The sequence below is a fragment of the Methanosarcina sp. 2.H.T.1A.6 genome (genome assembly GCF_000979455.1).
In the GTDB taxonomy this organism is placed as follows: Archaea; Halobacteriota; Methanosarcinia; order Methanosarcinales; family Methanosarcinaceae; genus Methanosarcina.
Window position 1 is genome coordinate 108,077 of the sequence record NZ_JJOY01000044.1, and the last position, 23,451, is coordinate 131,527.

General features: G+C 46.1%; 17 protein-coding genes. 5 read left to right on the plus strand and 12 right to left on the minus strand.

What is annotated here, in order from left to right; translation table 11 throughout:
* Positions 1–3 precede the first annotated feature (3 nt).
* Entirely contained in the window at positions 4–1,149 is a 1,146-nt protein-coding gene (locus tag EO98_RS13130; RefSeq protein ID WP_048139042.1) for a tetratricopeptide repeat protein, read from the minus strand.
* Between the two features lie 138 nt (positions 1,150–1,287).
* Between EO98_RS13130 and EO98_RS18775 the strand changes: the two genes are divergently transcribed.
* Positions 1,288–1,461, plus strand: a complete 174-nt coding sequence (locus tag EO98_RS18775) for a hypothetical protein (RefSeq protein ID WP_162198122.1) — start codon at positions 1,288–1,290, stop codon at positions 1,459–1,461.
* Positions 1,462–1,507: 46 nt separating this feature from the next.
* On the opposite strand, the gene EO98_RS13135 is transcribed toward EO98_RS18775, so the two are convergent.
* From EO98_RS13135 to tatC (EO98_RS13150), 4 genes are all read right to left on the minus strand, one after another.
* Positions 1,508–2,455, minus strand: a complete 948-nt coding sequence (locus EO98_RS13135; RefSeq protein WP_052734463.1) for a DMT family transporter — start codon at positions 2,453–2,455, stop codon at positions 1,508–1,510.
* A 210-nt stretch (positions 2,456–2,665) separates the two neighbouring features.
* Positions 2,666–8,452, minus strand: a complete 5,787-nt coding sequence (locus EO98_RS13140) for a DUF3320 domain-containing protein (protein ID WP_048138842.1) — start codon at positions 8,450–8,452, stop codon at positions 2,666–2,668.
* 863 nt (positions 8,453–9,315) lie between these two features.
* Positions 9,316–10,203: a DMT family transporter gene (locus tag EO98_RS17960; protein ID WP_082098610.1), complete on the minus strand. Its 888-nt coding sequence runs from the start codon at positions 10,201–10,203 to the stop codon at positions 9,316–9,318.
* 560 nt (positions 10,204–10,763) lie between these two features.
* The gene (gene tatC, locus EO98_RS13150) at positions 10,764–11,516 is read right to left on the minus strand and encodes a Sec-independent protein translocase TatC (protein ID WP_048138840.1); all 753 of its coding nucleotides are present in this window, start codon (positions 11,514–11,516) and stop codon (positions 10,764–10,766) included.
* Positions 11,517–11,939: 423 nt separating this feature from the next.
* Here tatC (EO98_RS13150) and tatC (EO98_RS13160) point away from each other — a divergent pair, with 423 nt between their 5' ends.
* The 4 genes from tatC (EO98_RS13160) to EO98_RS13175 all read left to right on the plus strand — a co-directional run bounded on the left by tatC (EO98_RS13160) (position 11,940) and on the right by EO98_RS13175 (position 14,513).
* Entirely contained in the window at positions 11,940–12,719 is a 780-nt protein-coding gene (gene tatC, locus EO98_RS13160) for a twin-arginine translocase subunit TatC (protein WP_048138835.1), read from the plus strand.
* 141 nt (positions 12,720–12,860) lie between these two features.
* Entirely contained in the window at positions 12,861–13,208 is a 348-nt protein-coding gene (locus tag EO98_RS13165; protein WP_048138833.1) for a twin-arginine translocase TatA/TatE family subunit, read from the plus strand.
* A 334-nt stretch (positions 13,209–13,542) separates the two neighbouring features.
* Positions 13,543–13,857 carry a twin-arginine translocase TatA/TatE family subunit gene (locus EO98_RS13170; protein ID WP_235283509.1) on the plus strand — a complete coding sequence of 105 codons (315 nt, stop codon included), beginning with the start codon at positions 13,543–13,545 and terminating at the stop codon, positions 13,855–13,857.
* Positions 13,858–13,991: 134 nt separating this feature from the next.
* Complete coding sequence (locus EO98_RS13175) at positions 13,992–14,513, plus strand: Nudix hydrolase (RefSeq protein ID WP_235283508.1); 522 nt, start codon at positions 13,992–13,994, stop codon at positions 14,511–14,513.
* Between the two features lie 510 nt (positions 14,514–15,023).
* On the opposite strand, the gene amrS is transcribed toward EO98_RS13175, so the two are convergent.
* From amrS to EO98_RS13210, 7 genes are all read right to left on the minus strand, one after another.
* A complete protein-coding gene (gene amrS / locus EO98_RS13180; RefSeq protein WP_235284794.1) occupies positions 15,024–16,076 on the minus strand; it encodes an AmmeMemoRadiSam system radical SAM enzyme in 1,053 nt (350 codons plus the stop codon).
* Positions 16,077–16,406: 330 nt separating this feature from the next.
* Complete coding sequence (locus tag EO98_RS13185) at positions 16,407–17,573, minus strand: methyltransferase (protein ID WP_048138829.1); 1,167 nt, start codon at positions 17,571–17,573, stop codon at positions 16,407–16,409.
* A gap of 215 nt (positions 17,574–17,788) precedes the next feature.
* Entirely contained in the window at positions 17,789–18,487 is a 699-nt protein-coding gene (locus EO98_RS13190) for an ATP-binding cassette domain-containing protein (RefSeq protein ID WP_048138827.1), read from the minus strand.
* Positions 18,488–18,489: 2 nt separating this feature from the next.
* A complete protein-coding gene (locus EO98_RS13195; RefSeq protein WP_048138825.1) occupies positions 18,490–19,503 on the minus strand; it encodes an ABC transporter ATP-binding protein in 1,014 nt (337 codons plus the stop codon).
* Positions 19,500–20,399 (minus strand): nickel ABC transporter permease subunit NikC, encoded by a 900-nt coding sequence (gene nikC, locus EO98_RS13200; RefSeq protein WP_048138823.1) that lies wholly within the window; start codon positions 20,397–20,399, stop codon positions 19,500–19,502. The genes EO98_RS13195 and nikC overlap by 4 nt, the downstream gene beginning before the upstream one ends.
* A 3-nt stretch (positions 20,400–20,402) precedes the next feature.
* Positions 20,403–21,344: a nickel ABC transporter permease gene (nikB, locus tag EO98_RS13205; protein ID WP_048138821.1), complete on the minus strand. Its 942-nt coding sequence runs from the start codon at positions 21,342–21,344 to the stop codon at positions 20,403–20,405.
* A 40-nt stretch (positions 21,345–21,384) separates the two neighbouring features.
* The gene (locus EO98_RS13210; RefSeq protein ID WP_048138819.1) at positions 21,385–22,959 is read right to left on the minus strand and encodes an ABC transporter substrate-binding protein; all 1,575 of its coding nucleotides are present in this window, start codon (positions 22,957–22,959) and stop codon (positions 21,385–21,387) included.
* Positions 22,960–23,451: the final 492 nt, after the last annotated feature.

Genomic DNA, 23,451 nt, shown 5'->3' on the forward strand with positions numbered 1-23,451 from the left:
GGTTCAAGCATCCGAGAATATAGCTTTAATATAGTGTTCCTTTGCCTCATCAAAACGCTCAAGCTTGAAGAGGAACAGGCTGTAGTTGTAGCGGGTGTTAATGTCTTCGGGATCCAGTTCCAGGGCTTCCCGGTACATGGCCTCAGCCTGCCGGAACATTCCTAGCCGTTTCAACAGGTTGGCGTAGTTGCAGAGCGTAGAGACGTGGCATGGGTCTATTTCAAGGGTCTTTTTGTACTGGATTTCAGCTTCATGATACCGTCCAAGCTCAAAAAGGAGCTGACCGTAATTAGCCCTGGTATCCGCATCCTCGGGTTTCAACTTGAGGATAAGCCTGTACTGCATTGTTGCCTCCTCAGTCCGGCCGGATTCCGAGAGCAGGTTGCCGTAGTTGCAGAGAGCACTTATGTGACCGGGGCTTACCTTCAAAACCTCTTTGTAATGAACTTCCGCTTCCTCAACCTTTCCTTCTTCCTTGAGAAAATTGGCATAATTATAGTTGGCTGACACGTGCTCCGGCACCTGTTCAATCACCTGTACGAACTGTTCTTCTGCCTCCTCTTTCCGCCCCAGTTCGGCAAGGAGGTTGGCATAGTTGCAGCGGGTGTTTGCATTTCCAGGGTCCAGTTCAAGCACTGTCCTGAACTCGCGTTCCGCTTCCTGCAGTTTCCCGAGCTCAAAAAAGAGGTTTCCATAGTTGCAGTGGGTGCTGACATGCCCCGGCTCAAGTTCAAGAGCCCGCTTGTACCGGCTCTCTGCTTCAAGTTTCCGTCCAAGCTCGGCAAGGATAATTCCCTGGTTGCAGAGCGAGTTGACGTGTCCGGGATCAAGCTTCAGGGCTTCATCGAATTCCTGAAGAGCGGTTTCCTTCCACCCTATGAAATAAGCAAGAACTCCCGAAAGGAAATAAGCCTCAACCCGCTGTCCCCCTTCTCCCAGGAGGGCGCAAGCTTTCATGAACACGTATTCTTCCCTGAACATCCCCTTTGAGTCGCATATTTTTGCGATGTTCAGGAGATAATCGGGAGAAATCCCGTTTTTCCTTGAAAACTGGACTGCAAACTCAACTCCTGCACCGGGTTCGTTCTCATTTTTCCTGACCGATTCCACAACATCAAAAACAAGTTTATTGATCATGTCCAGATCCATAAAAATCAATTCTCCCAAAAATAATTCCCAGAGAAAAAGCTTCAGCTTCCTCCTTATTTATCCACGGTTTTCAGCCGATAAATACTTTATTATATAATTCGGACTAAAGGAAAAAGTTTTCAAAAAAGTTGTCCTGAAATGCAGTATATTTTACCGAGAAATCAAAAGAAGAAGAGGGAGAAGACTAGAGAAGTAAAAAAGAAGAATGAGAATAAGTTAAAGAAGAAGTTAAAGAAGAAGTTAAAGAAGAAGTTAAAGAAGAAGTTAAAGAAGAAGTTAAAGAAGAAGTTAAAGAAGAAACTGTTTTTTTAAAAGGATAAGGGGAAGAAGATCAAAGCTTCCTCGGTCTAAGGGGTATTTAAGGCTGGAAGAACCTTGCCCACCTGTCCCTAAAATATTTTTCTGAAGCTCCTTGTCGGATTGGGGCACTGTAACCAATAAGTGCAGCACCTGCAAGGATGAAGAGGCAGCCCCCAATTGTGTTTGGTTGCACAGGCTCTCCAAGGAGCATGCAGCAGAAACAGATACTGCTCACAGGCTCAAGCAGGGAGAGCACAGCTGCAGTTTGTGCTTTTATATGTATCACACCTCTCAGGTACAGAAGGGATGCAAGAGCCGTAGCTATAAAACCTAGAGGTATTAGCAGCTTCAGGTTTACGAGCAGGATTGGCACCGATACAGAGACCCCGAAAGGCAGGAGCAGGATGAGGCTGACTGCTGTTGACCAGAACATCTGCTCGACAGCCGAATAGGTTTCCTTCAAGTAGTTCATGGTCATGATCGAACAGCCGTAAGAAAGCCCGGAAAGCAGCCCAAAAAGGATTCCTGTGATGTAGTTTCCATTTTCGGAACCTGTGCTCCCGTAAATGTTTAAAGGATTGACAGCAAGCAGTATACCCGAGATAGACAGGGTAAGTGCAAGCATATCCCGAAGAGTTATGTGCTCTTTAAGGAGTAAAGGAGAGAGCAGTGTAACATATATTGGTGCTGTGTACAGGAGAAGCACAGCTACAGGAATGCCAGTATGTTTGATTGAGGAGAAGTATGTAAACATCGTTACTGTGTTAAGAACTCCAAGCAAAAGCATATAGAATTTCTTCTGCTTCAGTTCTATTTTCTTTATCCCTCCGGACACTACAAGATACACCAGAATGACCGAAAATCCGAAAAATAGCCGGTAAAACAGGATAGAACCTGCGTTCATATCTCTGATCTCTTTTACAAATATGCCTATCATCCCAAAAAGGATACAGGACGTGATAACTGCTGCAAATGGTTTGTTATTTTCTTTAACTGTTATGGGCATAATTGCCGGAGAGATATTAGAGCCAGGATATATAACTATTTGAAAATAAATAATTATGACAAATTATGAAAAATAAAAGAGTTAAAAGGGGGTTAAAGCAAAAAGCTCAATGAAAACTTAAAAATAATAATATGTGTAAAAGGAATAAATATTCAACTAAAAAAGAAAAACTGTTTTAAACAGGGTTAATAAATTAATTATAATCTTCATTTACTCTACAAAATAAATCATTTCATTGGGGTTGCGGGTCAGTTCGTTGCTTTCTATCCCTGACTGAATAAGTTTCTCGATTCTGTCCCAGGTATTTTTGCGGGTTGTTTTAATCCCCAGTACCCTTGATGTCCGGATAATCAAATCTTCCATAGGGGTTGAGTACTGGTTGTTAAGGACAAAACGGACAGCCTCTTTTATTTCCTCATCGCAGATCCATTCAATCTTTGCATATGCATCAGCATCGCGCCTGCGCAGGAGATATTCAGGTTCCGAGAGCGGCCAGTAAAATTCCCCTTTTGCCAGGATTTTTCCAGAATTTTCAGCCGCTGACATGGAGTCAAGTACTCTCTGTTTGATTTTGCCGAGCATGCGTGAGAGTCCTGTATGGGATTTTATCCTCTGGAGTATTTCCTCTGAGTGAACAGGACCTTCGCATTCCACAATTCTTACAATTGCCTCTTCGATCTGCTCATCGGAAACTTCAGAAAAGTCTCCTGACTGCGGAAGTCTGGAGGAGAGGCAGGTTTTGTAGAGAGGCACAAGAGCCTCCAGAGAATTCCCTTTCCCTGACAGTTTTTCATCTCCGTCTTTCATATTCTCGGGAGCATGAGGTTCGATAATTCCGGGATAGTTAGTCTCAAGCCCTGATTTGATGTCGGTTTTTACCTTCGATTCGGTGTAAGATTCAGCTTTAGCTCCTGTTTCTGTTTCTGTTTCTGGTTCTGGTTCTGGTTCTGGTTCGGGTTCAGGTTCAGAACTCCATTCCGGGTCAGGATAATCATCTTCATCAGGATCTTCAGGTTCAAAGGATCCTCCGGAGCCGTAGATGTAAGCAAACTCATTAATTTTCCTGCCCTTTCGTTTCTTTTCCGGACCTGCACTGAAATCGATCTCCGGGTAAGCCTGAAAGAAGTTTATTCTTTCAGATTCAGGCTCAGGAATGGGATCTGATCCTCCGTCAATATCCGTTTCGAAATTAGAGCGTGGGTCAACACTGAATTTAAGAAGCTTTGATTTCTTTAACCTTCTGACAGGTTCCTTTCTGGAGTTTTCGTCAGCGAGAGTAGCCATGGACTCGGCTTTTAAAGTCATTTCAGGAAGGAAGTCCGGCCCTGAATAGGTTGAGAATCCTCCTTCAAGCGTGGGGAAAGCAACAGTAAAGGATTCTTCATCTTCTGCTTCGTCTTCATATTCCACCTCGTCTTCCAGTTCCTCTTCATCTGCTTCTTTTACTTCCTCTTCGTCTGCTTTTTCTTTTTCTTTTTCTTTTTCTTTTTCTTCTTCTACTTCTTCTTCTTCTTCATATGCCGCTTCAAAGGAAATCTGTTCAATAGATTTCTTATCAGGGGAATCTTCGACCAGGAACTCCATTTCAGATGAGTTTCCCGAACGGTTTTCTGAAAGGAACTCGACTTCAGGGGAAACTTTTGTCGGGGATGCCGTTTCAAAGGGTCTTATTTCAGTCTCGTTAAAGTTTTTTACAGGCTCTTTAAAGGCTTTGCTTTCTAAAGGTGAAAACAGGCTTGCGGCAGGACCGGCATTTACCTCATAAGTTCCGGCTATCTCATAAGTTGTGGCGATCCCATTAGTTTTGGCGGATTTTGCCCAGGCAGGAGGTTCGTTTATTATCACAACTTCGGGTTCAGGTTCGGATTTTGCCTGCAATTTTGCCTGTCTAACAGCTGCCTTTACGGTATCAAGCAGTTTTTCCCTGCAATCTTTCGGATGGAGGTACCAGTCCGTAGACCAGACCCTGTAGATTTTCCAGCCCAGCCCTCCGAGAACCTGCTGGCGCAGGCGGTCGCGATCCCTTGCAACAGGAGAAGAATGGTAGCTTGCCCCATCGCATTCGATCCCGAGCACGTACCTGCCCGGATGGCGGGGATCAGGGACTGCAAGGTCGAGCTTGTACCCGGCACATCCGATCTGCCTGTGCACCTCACACCCGTTTTCGGTCAGGAAATCGGAGACCGCTTCTTCGAAAGGAGATTCAAGCTCCTGCCTGCCGCATAATGGAGCCGGAAGCGTGCCGCTCTCGGCAAACTCAAGGAAGACTTTGAGAGCTTTGAGCCCGAAAGAGGAGTTTTCGTTAAGGGGCAGGTCTCTTGAAGTAAAGTTGGAAAAGACAACGCATTTTTCCCTTGCCCTTGTGATAAGCACATTCAGACGCCGTTCTCCCCCTTCCCGGTTAAGAGGTCCGAAATTAAGGGAAAGTTTCCTGTTATTATCAAAACCGAAACCCACACTCAGCAGAATGACATCCCTCTCGTCGCCCTGGATGGTTTCGAGGTTCTTTACGAAGAAGTGTTCGCCCCTATCATTCTCTGAGTTAAGGTCAACGCCCGGGTTTGCTTTCAGGAGAACTTCGATCTCTTCCTGGATAGCCTCCTGCTGTTTTACATTGAAGGTGCCGACCCCCAGGCTTTTTCCAGGATACTTCTGGAAATGCTCGAACACTGCCCTGGCAACAGCTCTTGCCTCGATCCTGTTGGCTCCACTCTTGCCCCTGTCATAAGCCGCCTCAGGGAGGTGAACGAACTTCAGCCCCAGGCTTTCATCTTTTTGCATGGGGGATGGGTAAACATAGAGGCGGTTGTCGTAAAACTCCTGGTTTGAAATCGCAATCAAGGACTCATGCCTGCTCCTGTAGTGCCAGCGCAGGGTCTTTACCGGGAAGCTGCGCTTGCAGACATTCAGGATGCTTTCCATGTCCCCTGTGGAAGCATAGTCATCAGGCTCGCTTTCAGGAGAATCGACAACAGTATCGAAAAAGTCGGTTGGAGGAAGCTGTTTTGAGTCTCCCATTACCACTGCCTGTTTTCCGCGCAGGAGTGCGCCGACAGCATCTTCCGGCCTGACCTGGCTTGCCTCGTCAAAGATAATCACATCAAACCTTGTACTCCTCGGGTCCAGGTACTGCGCAATGGAAAGCGGGCTCATCAGGAAGCAGGGCTTTATTTTCTGTACAAGGCTGCCCGCCTTTTTCATCAGGGTACGTATGGGCATGTGCCCGCGTTTGCGGTTGAATTCGTTGAGTAGAATTCCGGCTTCGGAAGCTCTTGATGCTCCAGAGATCAGCCTGGGTGCTTCCTCATAAGCAGAACAGACAATTCTCTTCCTGTTCTCAAGCAGGACTTTTTTGTCAAGCTCGGTGAACTTGCTTATCTTGCCTTCATGAAGTTCCCGGATAAAAGCAGAGAGTTCCGGCCTTTCCCTGAAAGCCCTGTGCAGCATGCTTTCGGCATAGTTTCCCTCAAAAGCCGGGATCATGTCCTCTGGCTCTATTTTCCCGGCTTCCAGCTCCTCCATCATAGGGGAAGCAAGCGTTTCAAGGCAAGCCTGCCTGTATCCAAGGTACTGGCTCCAGAACACGAGGGAAGAAGTCTCATCTTTCCATCTGGTTACACGGGACTTTAACTGGCTGAGCTTTACAGCTTCCATATCGTTTCCGAACATTTTCCCGAAATCTGCCCCTACAAGGGAGCCAAGTTTTTCCAGGGAGGAAAGAAAAGCCTGTTTTGCTGCCAGGACTTCATTTATAGCAGACTCAAGGACTGCTGCATCAACCCCGCCTTCTACCAGCCTGAATGACCTGTCAGTTAGAGTACCTTGCTTGATTTGCCTGCGGAAGGAGATCATCCACCTGCAATGTTCTTCCAGGGAGGTGGGGTCGCTTTCAAGGCCCTTCCAGTACTCCCAGAAGAACTTTTTGCCAGGTATCTCAGCGTCCTCAAGCTCCAGCCTGTGCGCCTTGCACTCGGAAACGCAGGCGAGGTCGAGAAGGATTTTGCTGTCTTTTGAAGGCGCCCCTGAGATATAGCACGCTGAAATCTCCTTTTTTAGTTTCCTGTACCTGGAGTTTAAAATACTGAACAGCTTGCCGGATACGTCCTTAAACTCGGAGGTGTCAAGGTCAAAAACCGACGGGTGGAAAGTCCTGTCCACAAAAGTTTTCAGTTCCCTATACTGCCTGATTTTTGAGACCAGGGCTTCAGCTTCGGATATTGAAGCTTCGGAGTCCCATTCAGGGTTCTGGAGTATTTTTTCAGGTAGGGGGTTTGATTTGCTTATAAGTTTTGCAGCTTCGGCTATGCCTATAATATCTTTAAGTGTTTGGGGTTTTGAGGTTGCAGAGAGGTCATTAAGGGTTTTTATTGTCTTCTCAAGGTTTTCAAAAACAGAAGCGCATTCATCTGCAATAGATCCGATTTCCCCCAGGTCAGAAGGCAGCACAAGCCCGGGTTCGCAGCCGTACCAGGGATTTTTCCTGACAGGGCCGAGAGCAGGAAGTACCTGCCCGATTTTTTCCAGAACAGATTCAGCTTCTACCCAGGCTCTGGTTTCCCAGGTATCAGGGTCCTTAAACTTAAAATTGGGTATTTTCAGGCCATTTGACTCAAAGTAAGTCCGGGTCTTTTCCTTTACCCCGTAAAGTGCATAGAGGCTGGGGTAGATATTTCCTGCAGGTTCCCGGAGTGTCTCTGCATACCCGTTGAGTTCCTGTTTAAGCTTTTCAAGTTCGTTAAGATCTCTCTCAGCACTGATAGCAGGAGGAGCAGCCCGGTTAAGGGCTTTTTCCAGTTCTTCAAGCACGGCTTTTTTTCTAGTCTGGTGGCTGTGGACCTCGAGGCAGAGCTCTCCCAAACCCGCATTATCAAGCCTGCTCTTTACAACCTGAAGGGCAGCCATCTTTTCGCTCACAAAGAGCACGCTTTTGCCCTGTGCGAGAAGTTCTGCAATTGTGTTTGCAATCGTCTGGGACTTGCCTGTGCCGGGAGGCCCTTCCACAACAAGGTCTTTTCCGGCTTTCACATCCTCAACGACTGCGATCTGCGAGGAGTCGGCATCCATTATATGGTAGGTATCTTTTGCCGAAAGCTTCAGGTCGACCTCCTCTTCCCGAAAGCCCTGGATCTCGCACTCAGGCTCTTCAGGGTTGAAGACCTTCCGGATCAGGGGGTGCTCTGCAGGAGACATGTCCTCAGGCCAGGTTGCAGGGTCCAGGTCTTTGTACATGACAAATTTCCTGAAGTTGAAAAGGTCAAGGCAGACTTCCGGAATGATCTTCCAGTTCGTTTTATCCCGGATTGCCCCGAGCACTTTCCTGAAGTATTCCTGTATCCCGGAAGCGTCCTCAGGCATTTCAAACTCAGGGACCTCGATCCCGAACTCTTTCATCTTTGCCTGAAGGGTAATGGAGGTAAAAATCTCGTCCCCGGTCCACTGGATGCTGAAGTTCCTGCCTTTTCCCATCCTTTTGAGTTCGACCGGGACCAGGACAAGGGGAGCCCTCGGGTTCTTTACCGAAGACTTGTTCTCACTCCACTGCAGAAAGCCCATTGCAAGATAGAGGACAGGATAGCCCTGCTCTTCAAAAATAGAATTTGCCTGGTTGTAGACGTAAAAAAGTTTCCGATCAAGAGTCTCGCTGTCATCGGGAGTTTCAAGAAAAGGTTCAAAACGAGAGTTATGGGGCTTATTCTTTTCTTCGGAAGTAAGGATTCTTCCTATTGTTTTCAGAAGCTTGCTTTCATTTTCTGCATCATCATCTTCCCCTTCCTCTCCATTTTCGGCCTTCCTGCCTTTTTTGGGCCTGGTTTTTGCTGCCCTGAATTTCATTGATTTTTCCTGGAGAACAAAAAGGTCATAGACCTCCTCCGGGGTTCTGCCCGTAATTGAGATTGTCCTTCTCAGGGAAGGACGGTAATTGAGAAGGTTATTACGAAGGGATAGATCAAGCAAGTTTTGCCTTAGTGTTTCCAGTTCCTTAACTATGTCTACCATAAAATACCACCCACTTTCCGTAGATGTCCGTACAATTTACACAAGTTTTCATGCTATCGTTTTTTGGAACACCCCTGGTTACTCAAACATGTATTTTTGAAATTTTCCTACATTTTCAACCTTTTGCCTTCATTGAAACTTCCGGCAGCCATTTCCCGAAGCTTAAGTTGAGATAAAACTGCAGATTTTTCGGACAATTCTCCAAAAACGATAACAAGAATTATGTTATTTTTTTGAAGACATCTGCGGAAGGTCGAATACCATGTCTGTTTCAAATAAATCAATAAAATATATTTATGATACAGATAAGAACACAGGATATTCTTTACTAAATTTTGTAATGTTTTGCCGGAAAACAAGACTTCAAAACGGGAAGAAATTCTACAAAATGGAAAAAGAATTTCTCTGAAAGTCTCTTCAGGCTCTGAAATAATTCAACTCCGTAAATGTATAACTATTTAATATTAGTTACGGAGTATAAAATGTTATTCTAAGAGGCTGTCTTAATATAAAATAATCCTTCTACCTTGATTATGAACCAGCGTATTTTTAATTCGTCCGCTTGAGCGAACGGAGCTCACTGCTAAAACCCATATATTAGCTCTCTTGAGCGCAGCGAAAAGGGCAGCGTATCTGCAGAGCCGCAACTCTGCTGAAACGGACCGCGTACTGTTGCGATTACATCGCAACTCCCAGTGAATCTTCGATTTACTGTGATCCCAAGACGCAATTCGGGAAATAAAGCCTGTTATTTTGTAGCTTAGTCCTCTTGAGCGGAGCGAAAAGGACTGCGTCCTCCCGAGGCGCAATTCGGGCGAGGCGCAATTCGGGCGAGGCGCAATTCAGGCGAGGCGAATTTTACCTTAGGCCTTGCTTTCTTTTTCCAGGCTCATAAGGAGAGAGCTTGAAAGAATAAGGACGCATCCGAGCAGTGTGGTCCTGGATACCGGGTCGTTTAAGATCAGATAGGCAAAAAAGATAGCACTTACGGGTTCAAGCAGGGAGATTATGCTCGCATTCTGGGCTTTTACATGCTCAAGCCCTGTGAAATAGAGAATGGAGCCAAGGGAGGTTATCATTACCCCGAGGAAGAGAAGGACAGGCAGGTTCTCAAGCAGGGCTGCGGGAGATATTTGCAGCATAAAGGGAAAAAGGATCACAAGGGTCACGCCTGTTGAGATAAAAAGCTGTTCCATGCCTGAATATTCGTCTCTGAGGTAGCGGGAGGTCAGAATAATGCAGGCATAGAAAAAACCTGAGAAAAGCCCCATCAGCACACCATAGAGATATCCTGATCCGGCTTCTGCCGTGCCGGAAACGAGACTCTCCGGACCCACAACCACCACCACACCTATAAGGGAGAGTGCAAGAGCAGCAAGGTTTTTTGTGCTGATTTTTTCTTTAAGGATGACAGGGGCAATCAGCAGGACATAAAGAGGAGCCGTATAAAGCAAAAGTACAGACATCGAGACGTTTGTAAAGTTTACAGCCGTGTAATAGGAAAGCATGACTCCGGCGTGCCAGGCCCCGAGCAACAAAAGGGCTTTTCTTTTTCCTCTCAGCTGTATCCCGGATAGCTGTCCCGTGGCTGCCAGATAAACTGCAAGGGCAAGAAAACCTAAAAGGAGCTGGTAAAAAACAACAGGACCTGCAGCCATGTTTTTTATGTACAGGAAAAATATTCCTGCAAACCCATAGATGACTGATGCGGCAACTACCTGGGCACTTGCTTTTATGTGCTTTGGCTCCATGACCTCTGCAAATAAGGGGGCTGCTTAAATAAGACTTTCCCGAGCAAACTGAAAATATTCCGGGGCATTTCGGATGATCTTCAGAACATGAAGGGAAGACGGCACATGAAGCGAGAAACAGGTACATCATTCCTTAATGCCTCACTATATTCTGGTGTGGTGTATCAGTCTTCCTGCAAGGGATTCGGGTGGAAAAAAACAAAAAAATAATTTTATAATCCATGTTAGATAATATTAAATAATGTCAAAACAAAAATATCAATAGATAGGCGAGTGCGGAAAAAGAATTGCTAGAGGCGTGTTTGGGTTCATTTATCACCATCATTACATTACCCCAAACACGCCCACACCCTTCAATCCGCACACCTCCGTTCAGTGCGCCTTTTTTCTTTTACATCCCTCTTAATTCCTATTTTTTCCTTCTTCCCTTTTCTCTCCTTCGTCCCTTTTCTCTTCTTCTTCCTTTTTCACATCTTCTTCTTTCCTTTTGCCCGATTCTTTCCCTAAAAAACTCGCTCAGCAAACTTTTTTAGCCTCAGGCAAGTAAGAAATTTCATGCTTTAAGAAAGTTCAGGTTGAGGTACCTTATTCTTCACGCCAAGTACCCTTACAACAACCATGCTGATCTCAAAAAAGATTATCATGGGCACTGCAACCATGACCTGACTGAGTACGTCTGGAGGGGTAATTACAGCTCCTATCACCAGGAAGACGATATAAATATGCTTGCGGTAGGTCACAAGGGTACTGTACTGTATAAAGCCGTTCCTTGTCAGGAAGGTGAGTACTATAGGAAGTTCGAATATCAGCCCGAAAAGAGCTGTGCCTGCAGCTGCAAACGAAATGAACTTGAAGATCGAGTAGGTAGCAGTTACCCCTGAACCTGCTGCGTTCAGGTAGAGATAGTCCAGAAAGAGGGGTAGCATGAAGAAATAAGCATACGAAGCCCCGAGGGCAAACATTACGAGAGCAGCCGCGCTCAGGAGTACAAACTGGTTTTTTCCGACCTGTATCGGATTTCTGATCGAAAAACGCCTCGATACAGCCCGGTAAGCATAGAATGCAATCACAGGAATGGCAAAGAGCAGCCCTACTATAAATGAGAGCTTGAGCTTCAGCATCATTACTTCAAGAGGGGATATGTACACCAGCTTTGCACCCTCAGGCAAGAGGTCCTCTTTCATCCTCTCAATCAGTGGACCTGTAAACTGGAAAGAAAGAGCAACGCCTGCAAAAAGGACTGCAGCAACTACAATCAATTTCTTTCGCAGGGTCAGCAGGATTACACTTAAGTTTTCAATTGCTTCAGACATATGGAGTACCTATCCGGCAAATAATATGAACTGGTTATCTTTCAGGAACTGATTATTTCGTTATATGTTTTGTTATGCTTGGGATGGCAAATACAAGATTCCAGATCAAAGCATAATATTTCAAGCTTTGTGTTTTTCGGTATTATATTGTAGCTATAAGGCTACTGTAACTGTAACTGTAACGGATAATGGGGATATCCGAATAAATACTGTAAATATTGATGACGGTAAATATATATCATGGATATATGATTTTAGAGTATCCCTACTTCAGAATATCCAGAGCATGCGGGATATCATCGAGGTCTGGGATATAAGTGTAATCAGATGTTCCGATATTAATATATTTATTAAAATGCAGTGTAAGACAGAGAAAACAGATCGCAAACTCAACAGAAAAACAGATAATAACAGATAAAAACCATGACCTCTCATAATACCGGAAACCAGCTCCCTGATACAGGAAACAAAACTAATGGAAACGCTTGTTCTTCCGGAGTTCCCGGGGATATAGAAGAACCCCTTATGGCTCACCTGTATGAGTTCAGGAACCGGCTTGCTGTAGTCTTTGTCTGGCTCTTTCTGGCTATGCTGGTCGCATACCCCTTCTCTGAAAAAGGGATGATGCTTGTCTGGAAAGAATTCATAAGCCCGGGACTGGATATGGCAGTATATTCGCCTCTTGAATGGATCTTTGCCCGCCTCAAGCTCTGCCTGGTCTTTGCACTTGCAGTATCAATTCCGCAATTATTCTATCAGCTCTACAGGTTTGCAGGGAAAGGGCTTTATCCGCATGAGAAACGCTTTTTCCTGAAAGTTGTCCCTGTATCTTTTCTCCTGTTTATCCTGGGAGCTGCCCTGGGCTATTTCATTGTCCTGCCTGTGATGTTCAGGTACGTTATCTTTTACTCAGGGGATGTGGCTTCAGCCCAGCTTTCCGTGCAAAACACTTTCTCAGCCGTGACAACAATACTTGCAGGCTTCGGAATTGTGTTCCAGGCTCCCCTTCTTGTAATATTTGCCGTGAAAATGGGGCTTGTAAAGTATCAAACCCTCAAGAAACAGCGGATACTGGTTTACAGCGCAATTTTAACGCTATCCCTATTCCTTTCGCCGGACCCGACTTTCATTGCCCAGATATTGGTCGCGCTTCTGCTTGTAGTCCTCTTTGAGTTCAGCCTGCTGCTGGTCAGGTTGTTTTAAGGCGAGTTTGGGAATTTAACGTAATCTGCCAGTCAAAAAAGCATAAATATAAAAAATAAACAGACAGTTGATTCCGCGTAAAACCTGCCTGCCCTGCTTGTTGCAAGAATTTTTATATTTGATCGTCGATAATAGCCGACAATGATAGGTTCCACTGAAGTGCTTGCAATCCTGATCGCTGCGCTTTTTCTCTTTGGGCCAAGGAAGCTCCCCGAACTTGCCCGGTCTCTTGGAAGTGCGGTAGGAGAGTTCAAGAAAGCACAGAGAGCCGCTGAACTGGAGCTCACGACCTTCGATTCATATACCAGGAAACCAGAATATGGGGCCGTTCCCGGGGTAAAAGAGGACGAAAAGGATATAAAAAATGAAGCCCCGAAAACTAAAATCGGGACAGACAAGAGCCTTAAAAATTCACTGGAAGCCAGATCTTCCATTCCAGATATAGAAAATCAAGAAGCTTCCGGTACCAATGGAAAAATCCCGGAATAATAAAGCTTATTGTATATGGGTTCAAAGCTTCAGTTACTGATTATAAACAAAAATAGCATAAGTTCTTAAGAGTTGACATAATAAACAAGTAAATATACAACTAAATAAATAACTAATTTAATAAATAAATACATAAGTAACTAAATAAATATATAAAAATACGACAGATAATAAATATAAAATAAAAGGTTTATATAGTAGAAGTAAATCCTCATTCTCTGCTAAACAGCAGTTTTTCAGAATAATTTTTGTTCTACTAAAAGTATTATAATCTACTTAATTTACTGATAAGCTTAAAAACACCAGAAAAAAGGTAAAGATTCGAGGTATAGATATGGTTGGCATGCCAGGTCCCACAGAACTGATACTTATATTAGCAGTAGTTATGCTCCTGTTTGGGGCAAGTAAACTCCCTGAACTTGCACGGTCCATGGGAAGTTCGGTGGGAGAATTCAAAAAAGCCCAGAAAGAATCCGAACAGAACCTGAAGGATTTTGAGAAATCCTTAAAGGAACCCATAGCTCCAAAGACCAAGGTACAGGAAACTGCTGAGAAGCTCGGGCTTGACATAAAAGGCAAGACTGACGACCAGCTGCTTGAAGAGATCCAGAGATCCGCAGAGAAGCCAAAAGAGGTCTCAGAACCCTGAAAGCGCTCGAAAAATAAAATATTCTTTTTTCATATCATTTCATTTTTTAATTTTATTTCTCGGAATTTCTTTTTATTGTCTTTCTAATTCTGCAGTATCCGTGTTAAAGATCAAAGTTAATCCGGAGGTCCCCTGTGACAGAGTTGATCAGTGAAGTTGACAGAAATGATAACTTTCTCGGACTGCGCCCGAGGGAGGACTTTTACTCGGGAAACCACATCCACAGGGCCTCCCATCTAATCCTGCTGAATACAGAAAACAAAATGCTTATCCAGAAAAGGGCATCTCAAAAGAAATGGTATCCGAACCGTTACACATACTCCGTAAGCGGCACTGTCGCAGACGAGTCCTACGAAGCCTGCATTGCGCGGGAGATGCTTGAGGAAATAGGAATCTCAGTCCCTTTCGGAAAATTGTTCAAAATCCCCTGCATCTTCGAAAACAAAGGAGCCTACCATACGGTATTTTCAGGCAGATGTTCGGAAGAAACAGCAAGCCTTATCCGGCATGACCCTGAGGAAGCCGTTTCCATTGAGTGGGTGGAACTTGAAGACCTGCACAGGGCTGTTAAAATCGAACCTGGCAAATATACGCCTTCCCTGAGGGCAGGGATAATAAAAGTCTTTGAAGAAGGGTACGGAAAATACCTTTTCTGACATTTAAGAGGACTAAAAAAGGACTAAAATTACAATATTTCTGATCCGTACAACCTTATTCGCTTTATCACGTCTTTTTTGTCCCGCTCGACGCAGGAGAGCGGTCTTTCCCAAAAAGACGAAAAGGAAGAAAAAAGGTATAATAAATGCGGTTGAGGGCTCTTTTGAGTTAGAACGAGAACCCGACAGCTCAAATCTGCATAAATTTCGGTCTAAGTTCTCTTTCAAATCTGTTTTTTCTTTCTTTTTTTGTAGAGCCGCCAGACAAGCTGGCGGGGGCGCTTATATTTACCTTGTAAATCGGAAATCGGTTTTTGGAAGTTAAGGAACGTATTCTCTCAGCCCGGGGAGCATTTCTTCAGCATATAGCCCCTCTTAATTGCGGTGCCTATTTTCTCGCTTTTTTCTTGTGAGCAGGCCAGCCATAACCCCCCGCGGAGCAGGGAGAGAAAACCGAAATATTTCATTCGGGATTCCGGAATAGATAAATCAGTTAATCAGGAACCGCTTTCAATATTCATCTTCATTTAATACCTGCTTTGAGCCTGAGTATTCTCCAACTATAGGGATATTCTCCCCGCACACGGGACAGGTCTTTTCAGGAGTGATTTCGTACTTTTCGATATCAAAAAAACCGCGAGAGATCAACACTTTACCGCAGTTCGGGCAGAAGGTATTGTTGTATTCCTGCCCCGGAACATTCCCTACATAAACATACTTCATTCCTTCTTCAGTTGCGATCTTATGGGCGGTCACGAGGGTCTCTACAGGTGTCGGATAGAGGTCCTGCATCTGGTACTGGGGGTGGAAGCGCGTGAAGTGGAGGGGAGTATCAGGCCCGAGGTTTTTGTAGATCCACTTAGAAAGTTCCCGGAGCTCTTCGAGAGAGTCATTGTGTTTCGGGATGATGAGGGTCGTGATTTCCACATGAATCCCGAGCTCCTTTGCAAGGATGGAGGACTCAAGCACTGGAGCCAGTTTTGCGCTGGCAACGTCATGATAGAACTTTTCAGTGAAAGCCTTGATGTCGATGTTGGCAGCATCCAGCCGGGGGGCAATGTGCCTGAGGGCTTCCGGGGTCATGTAGCCGTTGGTCACGTAGACGGTCGCAAGGCCCGCGTCCTTTGCCAGCTTTGCGCTTTCGTATGTATACTCGTGCCAGATCGTGGGCTCGTTATAGGTCCAGGCAACTGACCTCGAACCCGATATAAGCGCCCTTTCCACCAGCTCTTCCGGAAGTATATCTGTTGTGTAAGAGTCTTCTACACAGGTCTGGGAAATGGTCCAGTTCTGGCAGTGTTTGCAGCGGAAGTTGCACCCGACAGTCCCTACCGAGTATACATAGGAACCCGGATAGAAATGATAAAGCGGCTTTTTTTCGATAGGGTCCACAGCTTCGCTGGAAACCGTACCGTAAATAAGAGAATAAAGATTCCCTCCCCTGTTTTCCCGCACCCTGCAAAACCCTCTCTTTCCAGGGGCGATTTTGCACCTGTGGGCGCAGAGCCCGCAATGTACTTTATCAGCTTCGAGTTTCTCGTAGAACATGGCTTCTTTTATCACAACAATCCCCATAGAATGATTGTTTTTTTGGGTAATAACGTTGCCGTTAGAGATTTTATTCAGTCCGGTACGGGAAAAGAGGTAGGCTCTTTGATTTGTTCCAATCAGGATTTTTGAGTTATCCGTTTTTCCTGCCGGAAAATACGTGCTTCATGAAATTAGAAACAGGTTCATTAACAAGTATCCCTAACGGGATTACGGTGTCCATATCAAAAAAGTGTTTTCTTCAAGTTCCATGCTTAAACCGATATCGGCATTTTCAAGCCTGTAAGTAGCCCCCCAGCGGCGGAAAAAAATTGCAGGGGAATTACTGTGCTTACCCTGCAAAATTCAGTCTATTTTCCAGGCAAACACGATCCTTGATCCGTCCTTCATGTCAAGGGCACGGAAGACTTCAAGCCCGTAGCTGCCCAGCATTTCTATATATTCGGTAAAGGGGACGCTGTTTTCGAAACTGTATCCCGACCCTCCTTTTTTTACATCTTCAAAAGTCCAGAGGTTCCAGTCAAGGCTGAGAAGAGGGCTGGATTTCATTTTTTCATCCTGGACCTGCCTGGTCACAAAAACGCCTCCGGGGGTCAGGGCTTCGGAAATCTTAGGGATAAGGGAAGGCACTTTTCCTCCGGGATTAAAGGACGAAAAGATAACGTCGTATCCGCCTCCGATTTCATCATTAAAAAAGTCCCCGGGAATTATATCCACTCTTGAAGCTCCATACTTTTCTATGAAATCTTTTGTCTTTTGCGTAACAGGCGGAAGGTCGAAAACAAAAGCCTGAAGGTTTTCATTCAATTTTGCAAAAGCGATTGCATAGAGTCCGTGTCCTCCCCCGAGGTCAAGCAGCTTTTTGACATTTGTAAAATCCACATTTTCCTGGACAACCCGGACCGTTTCCTGAAGCAGCCCACATCGAGCGTTTTCAGCCATACATTGGACGACCTCCCCGAAAAAAGGCCCTTTCTCGACAATCTCAGGTCCACTCTTCATAATCTGCGGAAGGCGGACCCAGAGTTCAACATTCCTGAGCCTATCGGCGAGGTAATGCTGCTGAGAAAACGGAGAGTTTTCCAGAAGATACGTTGCACTGAGTTCCGAGACCAGGTACACCGCCCCACTATTTTGTTTTCCGGGATCAGGATTTTTGCCCTCAGACCCGTCTTCTGATTCGCCTTCGCTTTTTTCCTTCATCTGCGCATTTTCTTCTTCCTCATGTGCCCCTTCCTCAAACCTATCGAGGAAACCGAGACTGTGGAGGGACTCGCAAAAGTGGGGCATAAGCACAGGATCACAGCCAAGCTTTTTAGCCAGAACTCCTGCTGATAAGGGAACTTTAAGAGCTTCAAACACTCCAAGCTCAAAGGCCGCAGCAATGAGCTTGCACTCTCTCAGACCCTGAACAGAGGAATCAACAAGCTTGAAAAATCGGTCTGAATCTACCACAGGTTTTTGCATTAAGTCAACAGACGTTTCAGTTTGATTTTGAGCTTTACTTTCCATACCATTTCTCCTATTTTCTATACGATTTCTCTTATTCATTACTTCTTCTACACATCTTTCTGGTCCAACAGGACACAATTTACAGTGTATTATAAAGTCGGACAGTTTATAATAATATTTTATATATTATATTAATGTAAAATTAAGCTAAGTAAAATGAATTAAGTAAAAACAGGTAAATCGGGTACGGGGTTACAAATTCTTGCCCCGCACCACTACCTGAAACCGACAATTTTTCCTTCCTCCATGAAAGCGATTTCATCACTCATCCATTCCACTACCTGCATATCGTGGGAGATGAATAGAAAACTGATCCCGTACTCAGTTTGCAGTTTTTTGAGAAGGGAAAGGACCTGGGCCTGGACAAGCGGGTCGAGCATGGAAGTGGGCTCATCCGCAACTATGAATTCCGGTTTCATGCCCAGGACTCTGGCTATTGCAACCCTCTGGAGCTGCCCCCCGCTCAATTCTCCGGGATAGCGGAAAAGCAGTTCCTCACTCAGGGAAACAGCCTCGATAAGCTCCTGTATCCGTCCCCGTTCTTCGTCTCTTTCGCAGAGCCTGTGAAGCCTCAGAGGTTCTGCAATGGCATCATAGACCTTCATCCTCGGGTTCAGGCAGGATTCCGGGTTCTGGAAAATAATCTGCATTTTTGTCCCCAGGTTTTTCAGGGCACTGCCTTTGAAGCCTGAGATGTCCTGTCCATCAAAAAGGACTCTCCCAGCAGTGGGCTCCAACAGCCTCAAAACCGTTCTCCCAAGTGTGGATTTTCCGCAGCCGCTTTTCCCGACAAGTCCCAGGGTTTTCCCTCTCCCGATCTCAAAACTGATTCCATCAACCGCCCTGTGGATCTCTTTTTTGAACAGCCCTGAATAATAGTACTTTTTCAGGCCCTCTACCTTCAACAGTGCCATGTTTACTCCTCCTCACACTTGAGAGCAGACTGCGCATTAAGGAAAGGCTGTGCTGCAGTTTCATTTATCCTGCCCTTTTCAGAGAGAAAGCAACGGGTAAGGCGCTCACCCTCAAACCCCATAAGTGCCGGATGGACCTGTGAACAGGCCTCAAGCCGGAAACTGCAACGCGGATGGTACCTGCAGCCGGAAGGAGGGGAAACAAGGCTCGGAGGTTGCCCTGAAACGGTCCTGAACCCCTTTCCGGGAAGCGAGTGCAGCAGGTCAAGGGTGTAAGGATGTTTGGGGTTAGAAAGGATCTCAGCCACCTTTCCGATTTCAACAATTTCTCCGGCGTACATGACTGCAATTCTGTCCGCGAGCCTGCCGGCAATCTCCAGGTCGTGCGTGATCAGAAGCATGGAAGAATTTTCCTTGCGGACAAGCCCGGCAATCAGTTCCGAAATCTGCAATTTCGTGTCCGTGTCAAGCCCTCTTGTAGGCTCATCTGCGATCAGAAGTCCGGGCCTTAGGGCAAGCCCTATTGCGACCATGACCCTTTGCAGCATCCCGCCGCTAAACTGGTGGGGGTATTCGCACCCCCGGGAAGAGCTTATCCCCACAAGCTCAAGCATCTTTCCAGCTTTCTTTTCGGCTTCCTTTTTTCCCATGCCCTCGTGGTAACGGTAGATTTCTGCAATCTGGCTTCCTGCAGAAAGGACAGGGTTGAGACAGGCTGAAGGGTTCTGGAGCATTATTCCTATTTCCTTTCCCCGAAAGCGCCTCATTTCCTTCTCGGGAAGAGTAAGGAGATCCGTACCTCTGTACACTATTTTTCCTTCCAGGGTTGCTTTACCTGAGAGCAGCCTCAAAATGGCTTTTCCAAGGGTGGTTTTTCCACAGCCTGTTTCCCCGATGAGCCCCAGAATTTCTTCCTCCCTGACTTCAAGGGAGATACCCTGATTGGCTTTTACAATACCTTTTGAGGTTTTGAAAGAGATGTTCAGGTCTTCTATTGAGAGAAGGGGAGAACTCACCTTGCCAGCACCTCCTGATCTGCAGGCTGCCCAAGGCTATCCCTCAAACCGTCTCCTGCAAAATTGAACGCAAAAACTGTGAATATGATCATCAGGCCCGGGAAAAAGGTGAGATGGGAAACTGTACGGAGGAATGGGATCCCGGCTTTGAGCATAGAGCCCCATTCAGGGTCAGGGGCCTGGATCCCGAGCCCGAGAAAACTCAGGGCTGAAGCAAAGATTATAACGTGTGCAATCTCGAGAGTTCCAAGCACGATTACAGGTTCCATGCAGTTCGGGAGGATATGTTTTCGCATAATGTAGAAGCTTGAGGGCCTCAGAGCCCTTGCAGCCTCCACAAAAGCCCTTTTCCTTAGAGACAGCACCTGTCCGCGTACAAGCCTGGCATAAGCAGGCCACTGGGTAAAGGCAAGGGCAAGGACAACACTTGAAAAGCCCGGGCCCAGCAGCCCTGCAATCACAAGGGCAAGGATGATGTTGGGAAAAGCCATTACGATGTCTACTACTCTCATTATTACTTCATCGAGCAAGCCTCCCCTGTACCCGGAAAGCAGTCCCAGAGATGTGCCTGCAACAGACGTTGCTGCAACTACAAGAAGTCCGATTCCGAGAGAAATTCGCGTTCCGTAGATGACCCTTGAAAAAATGCAGCGTCCAAGCTCATCAGTCCCGAAAGGATATTCAGTAGAAGGAAAAAGAAGCCCGCTGTCAAGCCTCTGGGCAAGGGGGTCATGAGGGGCTATCCGGGGGGCAAACAGTGCCAGAATGCAAAGGAAAGCAATAAGCAGGAGGCCTGAGACTGCAAGCCTGTTCTTGCCGAACTCCCCGAAATTCAGCCTTTTTTCAGCCAGGTATGCCTTTTCTGTAATCTCAGTTTTTTCAATAACTTCTGTCATCTTTTAATCACGCCTGTCATATCTTATCCTCGGGTCAAGCACTGCATACAGGATATCGACGGCAAGGCTGGAGAGGGAAAAAAGCACTGCAATAAAAAGAACACAGCCCTGGACCATGGAAAAGTCCATCGCAAAAATCGAGTCAACAAGAAGTTTTCCAATGCCGGGCCAGGAAAAGATGGTTTCTACAACCACGGCTCCTCCAAGAAGGTAGCCGAACTGCATTCCTGCAAATGTGACAACCGGGAGGAAAGCATTTTTCAGAGCGTGCCGGAAAAGGATGGTACGTTCGTCAAAACCTCTGGCGCGTGCAGCCACAATATATTCTTGCCCCAGCACTTCCAGAAGGCTTGCGCGGGTAAGCCTTGCAGTAACCGCAGACATAGATGTGCCAAGGGTAAGGGCAGGAAGAACAATGTGTTTCAGGCTTCCGTAACCGTAACTGGGGAACATGTGGAGGGTCAGGGCAAAAAACCAGATCAGGAGAAGCCCAAGCCAGAAGTTTGGAATAGAAACACCTACCAGAGAAACAAACATGCAACTTTTGTCAAGCAGGGTATTTTTCCGGAGTGCGCCCAGGATCCCCGCAGGCAGGGCGATTAGAAGGGAAATAAGCAGGCTGGCAATTGCAAGTTCTGCAGTTGCAGGCAGTTTCTGGCGGATTTCGGTAAGGACATCTTCTGAGGTCACGAGAGATTTCCCAAGGTCCAGCTGGAGCAGGTGGCCAAGCCATATCATATACTGCACATGCACAGGAGCATCAAACCCTTCCGCCACCCTCAGGGTTTCAACCTGGCTGGCGCTCAGGTCTTCCCCGTACCTTGCCAGGGCGATAACCTCTGCAGGGTCGCCGGGAGCAAGGTACATCGCAGAAAAAGCTACAAGCGTGACTCCCGCGATTACGATGGAAATCATTGCCAGGCGCTTTGCTATGTACTTCCACATGATTCTCTTCCGGGCTTTACGCTTCACTTCCTTTCCGGCTTCACTTCCTTTCCAGGTAGACCCCTGAAAGGTTCAGCCAGGGGTCTTCAGAGCTTATGGTATAGCCTTTTACCGAAGGGCCGGTTGCAACGACCTTTTCCTCATGCATAAGGTAAAAAGCCGGAACTTCTTCTATCACAAATGCCTGCAGGGAATGGTAGATTTCTTCCTGTTTCTGTGTATCAACAGTCATATCGGCTGTATCGACAAGCTGGTCATAGGTCTCATTGTGGTAATGAGAATAAGGGCTTCCGGAACGGTGCACGAAGAAGTGCTTCGGGTAGGGGCCCCAGACGAAATAACCGCTTCTGAGGATCATACCAAAGTCCCCTGTGCTTTCTAGTTTGCTTATGGCTCCCTCGTCAAGTACCTTGATTTCTACATCCATTCCAACTTCCCGAAGGGTCCCCTGCACAACCTGAGCCATAGGGTTATGCCTGGCTGCCCAGACTCCTTTACTCACTATCAGGGACGTATGGAGGGGTTTTCCGTCTTTTTCTGCAATCCCGTCCCCGTTAGAATCTTTCCACCCGGCTTCCTCAAGGAGAGCCCTCGCCTTATCAAGGTCCTGCGTATATGTCTTAAGGTCAGGGTCAGAATACATCATTACAGAGGAATAGGGCCTTCCGCCTGCCGGTTCCCCGATGCCTTCAAGCACTTCGTTTACGAGAGTTTCAGTATCGACTGCATAAGCAACACTCTGGCGTACTCTCGTGTCATTGAAGAGAGATTTGTCGCAGTTGAACTGCAGGAAATCCGTAAAGGTCGTAAGTTTTCTGTGGACCTGGATGCCCTCTTCGGCTTCAAGCCTTTCGACATCGTATTCCGGGACCTTGATGACCATGTCTACCTCACCGGTTTCAAGGGCAATTACCCTGGTAGCCGCCTCCGGGATTACCTTGAAAGTAACCTCATCAAGCAGCGGTTTTTCTCCCCAGTAGGCTTCATTTCTTGTGAGCACGATTTCCTGGTCCTTTGCCTGCGTTTCAAACTTAAACGATCCTGTACCTACCGGTTTGATGAAATTTCCTGCGGCGTCAAGACAGCCCGGTCCCATTACAGGCCAGGCTACATGGGTCAGGTAGAAAGGCAGAGGCATGGGTTTTTTCAGGACGAATTTGACAGTGTGAGTATCGAGAGCTTCCACGCTCTGAACAGGTTTTAAGACTGCCTGCCTTACATAGGACTGGTTGGAATAAGAGAAAACAACCGAATCCGCATCAAAGGGAGTCCCGTCATGGAAAGTCACATTTTCGCGCAGGTGGAATATCCAGGTCTTTCCGTCATCAGGGGTTTCCCAGGATTCCGCAAGCCCGGGGATAACGTTCAGGTCCGAATCAAGCCTCACAAGGGTTTCATAGACCTGAGACCAGACAAAACGTGCATCACCCGCTGCAAACATGTCAAGGTACCAGTTGTTGACATCCGTACCTATACCCACGACAAGCTCCCGGGAGTTTTCTCCGGAACCTGCGCCTTTTGCAGTTCCGTCTTTTTCTTCACCTATGCAGGCACTTGCTCCGATTACGGCAAACAGCATACAAATGATCAAAATTAACTTGAAATTTCGATTCATAGATAATCCTCAATAACTCCGATTCATAGATAATCCTCAATTTTTGATGGGAGAAAATTTAACGAACTGGTGTTTGATGGAATTTAGGTCGATGGAATGGCAGTTTAGTAGGAAATAGTTAAATGGGAGACAGTTTGAAGGAGATGTTTTTAACTGCACAGATTATCTGGAACCTGCCGTCAGTTCATCCATTTTAAAGGAATTAATGCAGGAGATCAAAAACCGGAGAATTTCAAGTCTTTAAAAGGATTCCAGATGCTCCTGTTAAGTGTGTTCAAACCAAACCTGGTGGATCTTTTTTCCAAAACTACAACTCCAGATGCATTTGCAGTTATAATTATTATTTTTCAGAAATATTGTAACATTTTATATGATAAAAGAGTTTTCTTATATTCATACACGTAAACACTGTTAACTAAAGGTGTTACCTTAGGGAAGGCATGCCTTAGAAGGAAATTGAACCGGCAATAAAAAACTAAAATCTGAAAAATG

Excerpts from the sequence above, each read along its gene's own strand:
- EO98_RS13130 (WP_048139042.1), bottom strand. The coding sequence starts at position 1,149 with ATGGATCTGGACATGATCAATAAACTTGTTTTTGATGTTGTGGAATCG.
- EO98_RS18775 (WP_162198122.1), top strand. The coding sequence starts at position 1,288 with ATGCAGTATATTTTACCGAGAAATCAAAAGAAGAAGAGGGAGAAGACT.
- EO98_RS13135 (WP_052734463.1), bottom strand. The coding sequence starts at position 2,455 with ATGCCCATAACAGTTAAAGAAAATAACAAACCATTTGCAGCAGTTATC.
- EO98_RS13140 (WP_048138842.1), bottom strand. The coding sequence starts at position 8,452 with ATGGTAGACATAGTTAAGGAACTGGAAACACTAAGGCAAAACTTGCTT.
- EO98_RS17960 (WP_082098610.1), bottom strand. The coding sequence starts at position 10,203 with ATGGAGCCAAAGCACATAAAAGCAAGTGCCCAGGTAGTTGCCGCATCA.
- tatC (WP_048138840.1), bottom strand. The coding sequence starts at position 11,516 with ATGTCTGAAGCAATTGAAAACTTAAGTGTAATCCTGCTGACCCTGCGA.
- tatC (WP_048138835.1), top strand. The coding sequence starts at position 11,940 with ATGACCTCTCATAATACCGGAAACCAGCTCCCTGATACAGGAAACAAA.
- EO98_RS13165 (WP_048138833.1), top strand. The coding sequence starts at position 12,861 with ATGATAGGTTCCACTGAAGTGCTTGCAATCCTGATCGCTGCGCTTTTT.
- EO98_RS13170 (WP_235283509.1), top strand. The coding sequence starts at position 13,543 with ATGGTTGGCATGCCAGGTCCCACAGAACTGATACTTATATTAGCAGTA.
- EO98_RS13185 (WP_048138829.1), bottom strand. The coding sequence starts at position 17,573 with ATGGAAAGTAAAGCTCAAAATCAAACTGAAACGTCTGTTGACTTAATG.
- EO98_RS13190 (WP_048138827.1), bottom strand. The coding sequence starts at position 18,487 with ATGGCACTGTTGAAGGTAGAGGGCCTGAAAAAGTACTATTATTCAGGG.
- nikC (WP_048138823.1), bottom strand. The coding sequence starts at position 20,399 with ATGACAGAAGTTATTGAAAAAACTGAGATTACAGAAAAGGCATACCTG.
- nikB (WP_048138821.1), bottom strand. The coding sequence starts at position 21,344 with ATGTGGAAGTACATAGCAAAGCGCCTGGCAATGATTTCCATCGTAATC.
- EO98_RS13210 (WP_048138819.1), bottom strand. The coding sequence starts at position 22,959 with ATGAATCGAAATTTCAAGTTAATTTTGATCATTTGTATGCTGTTTGCC.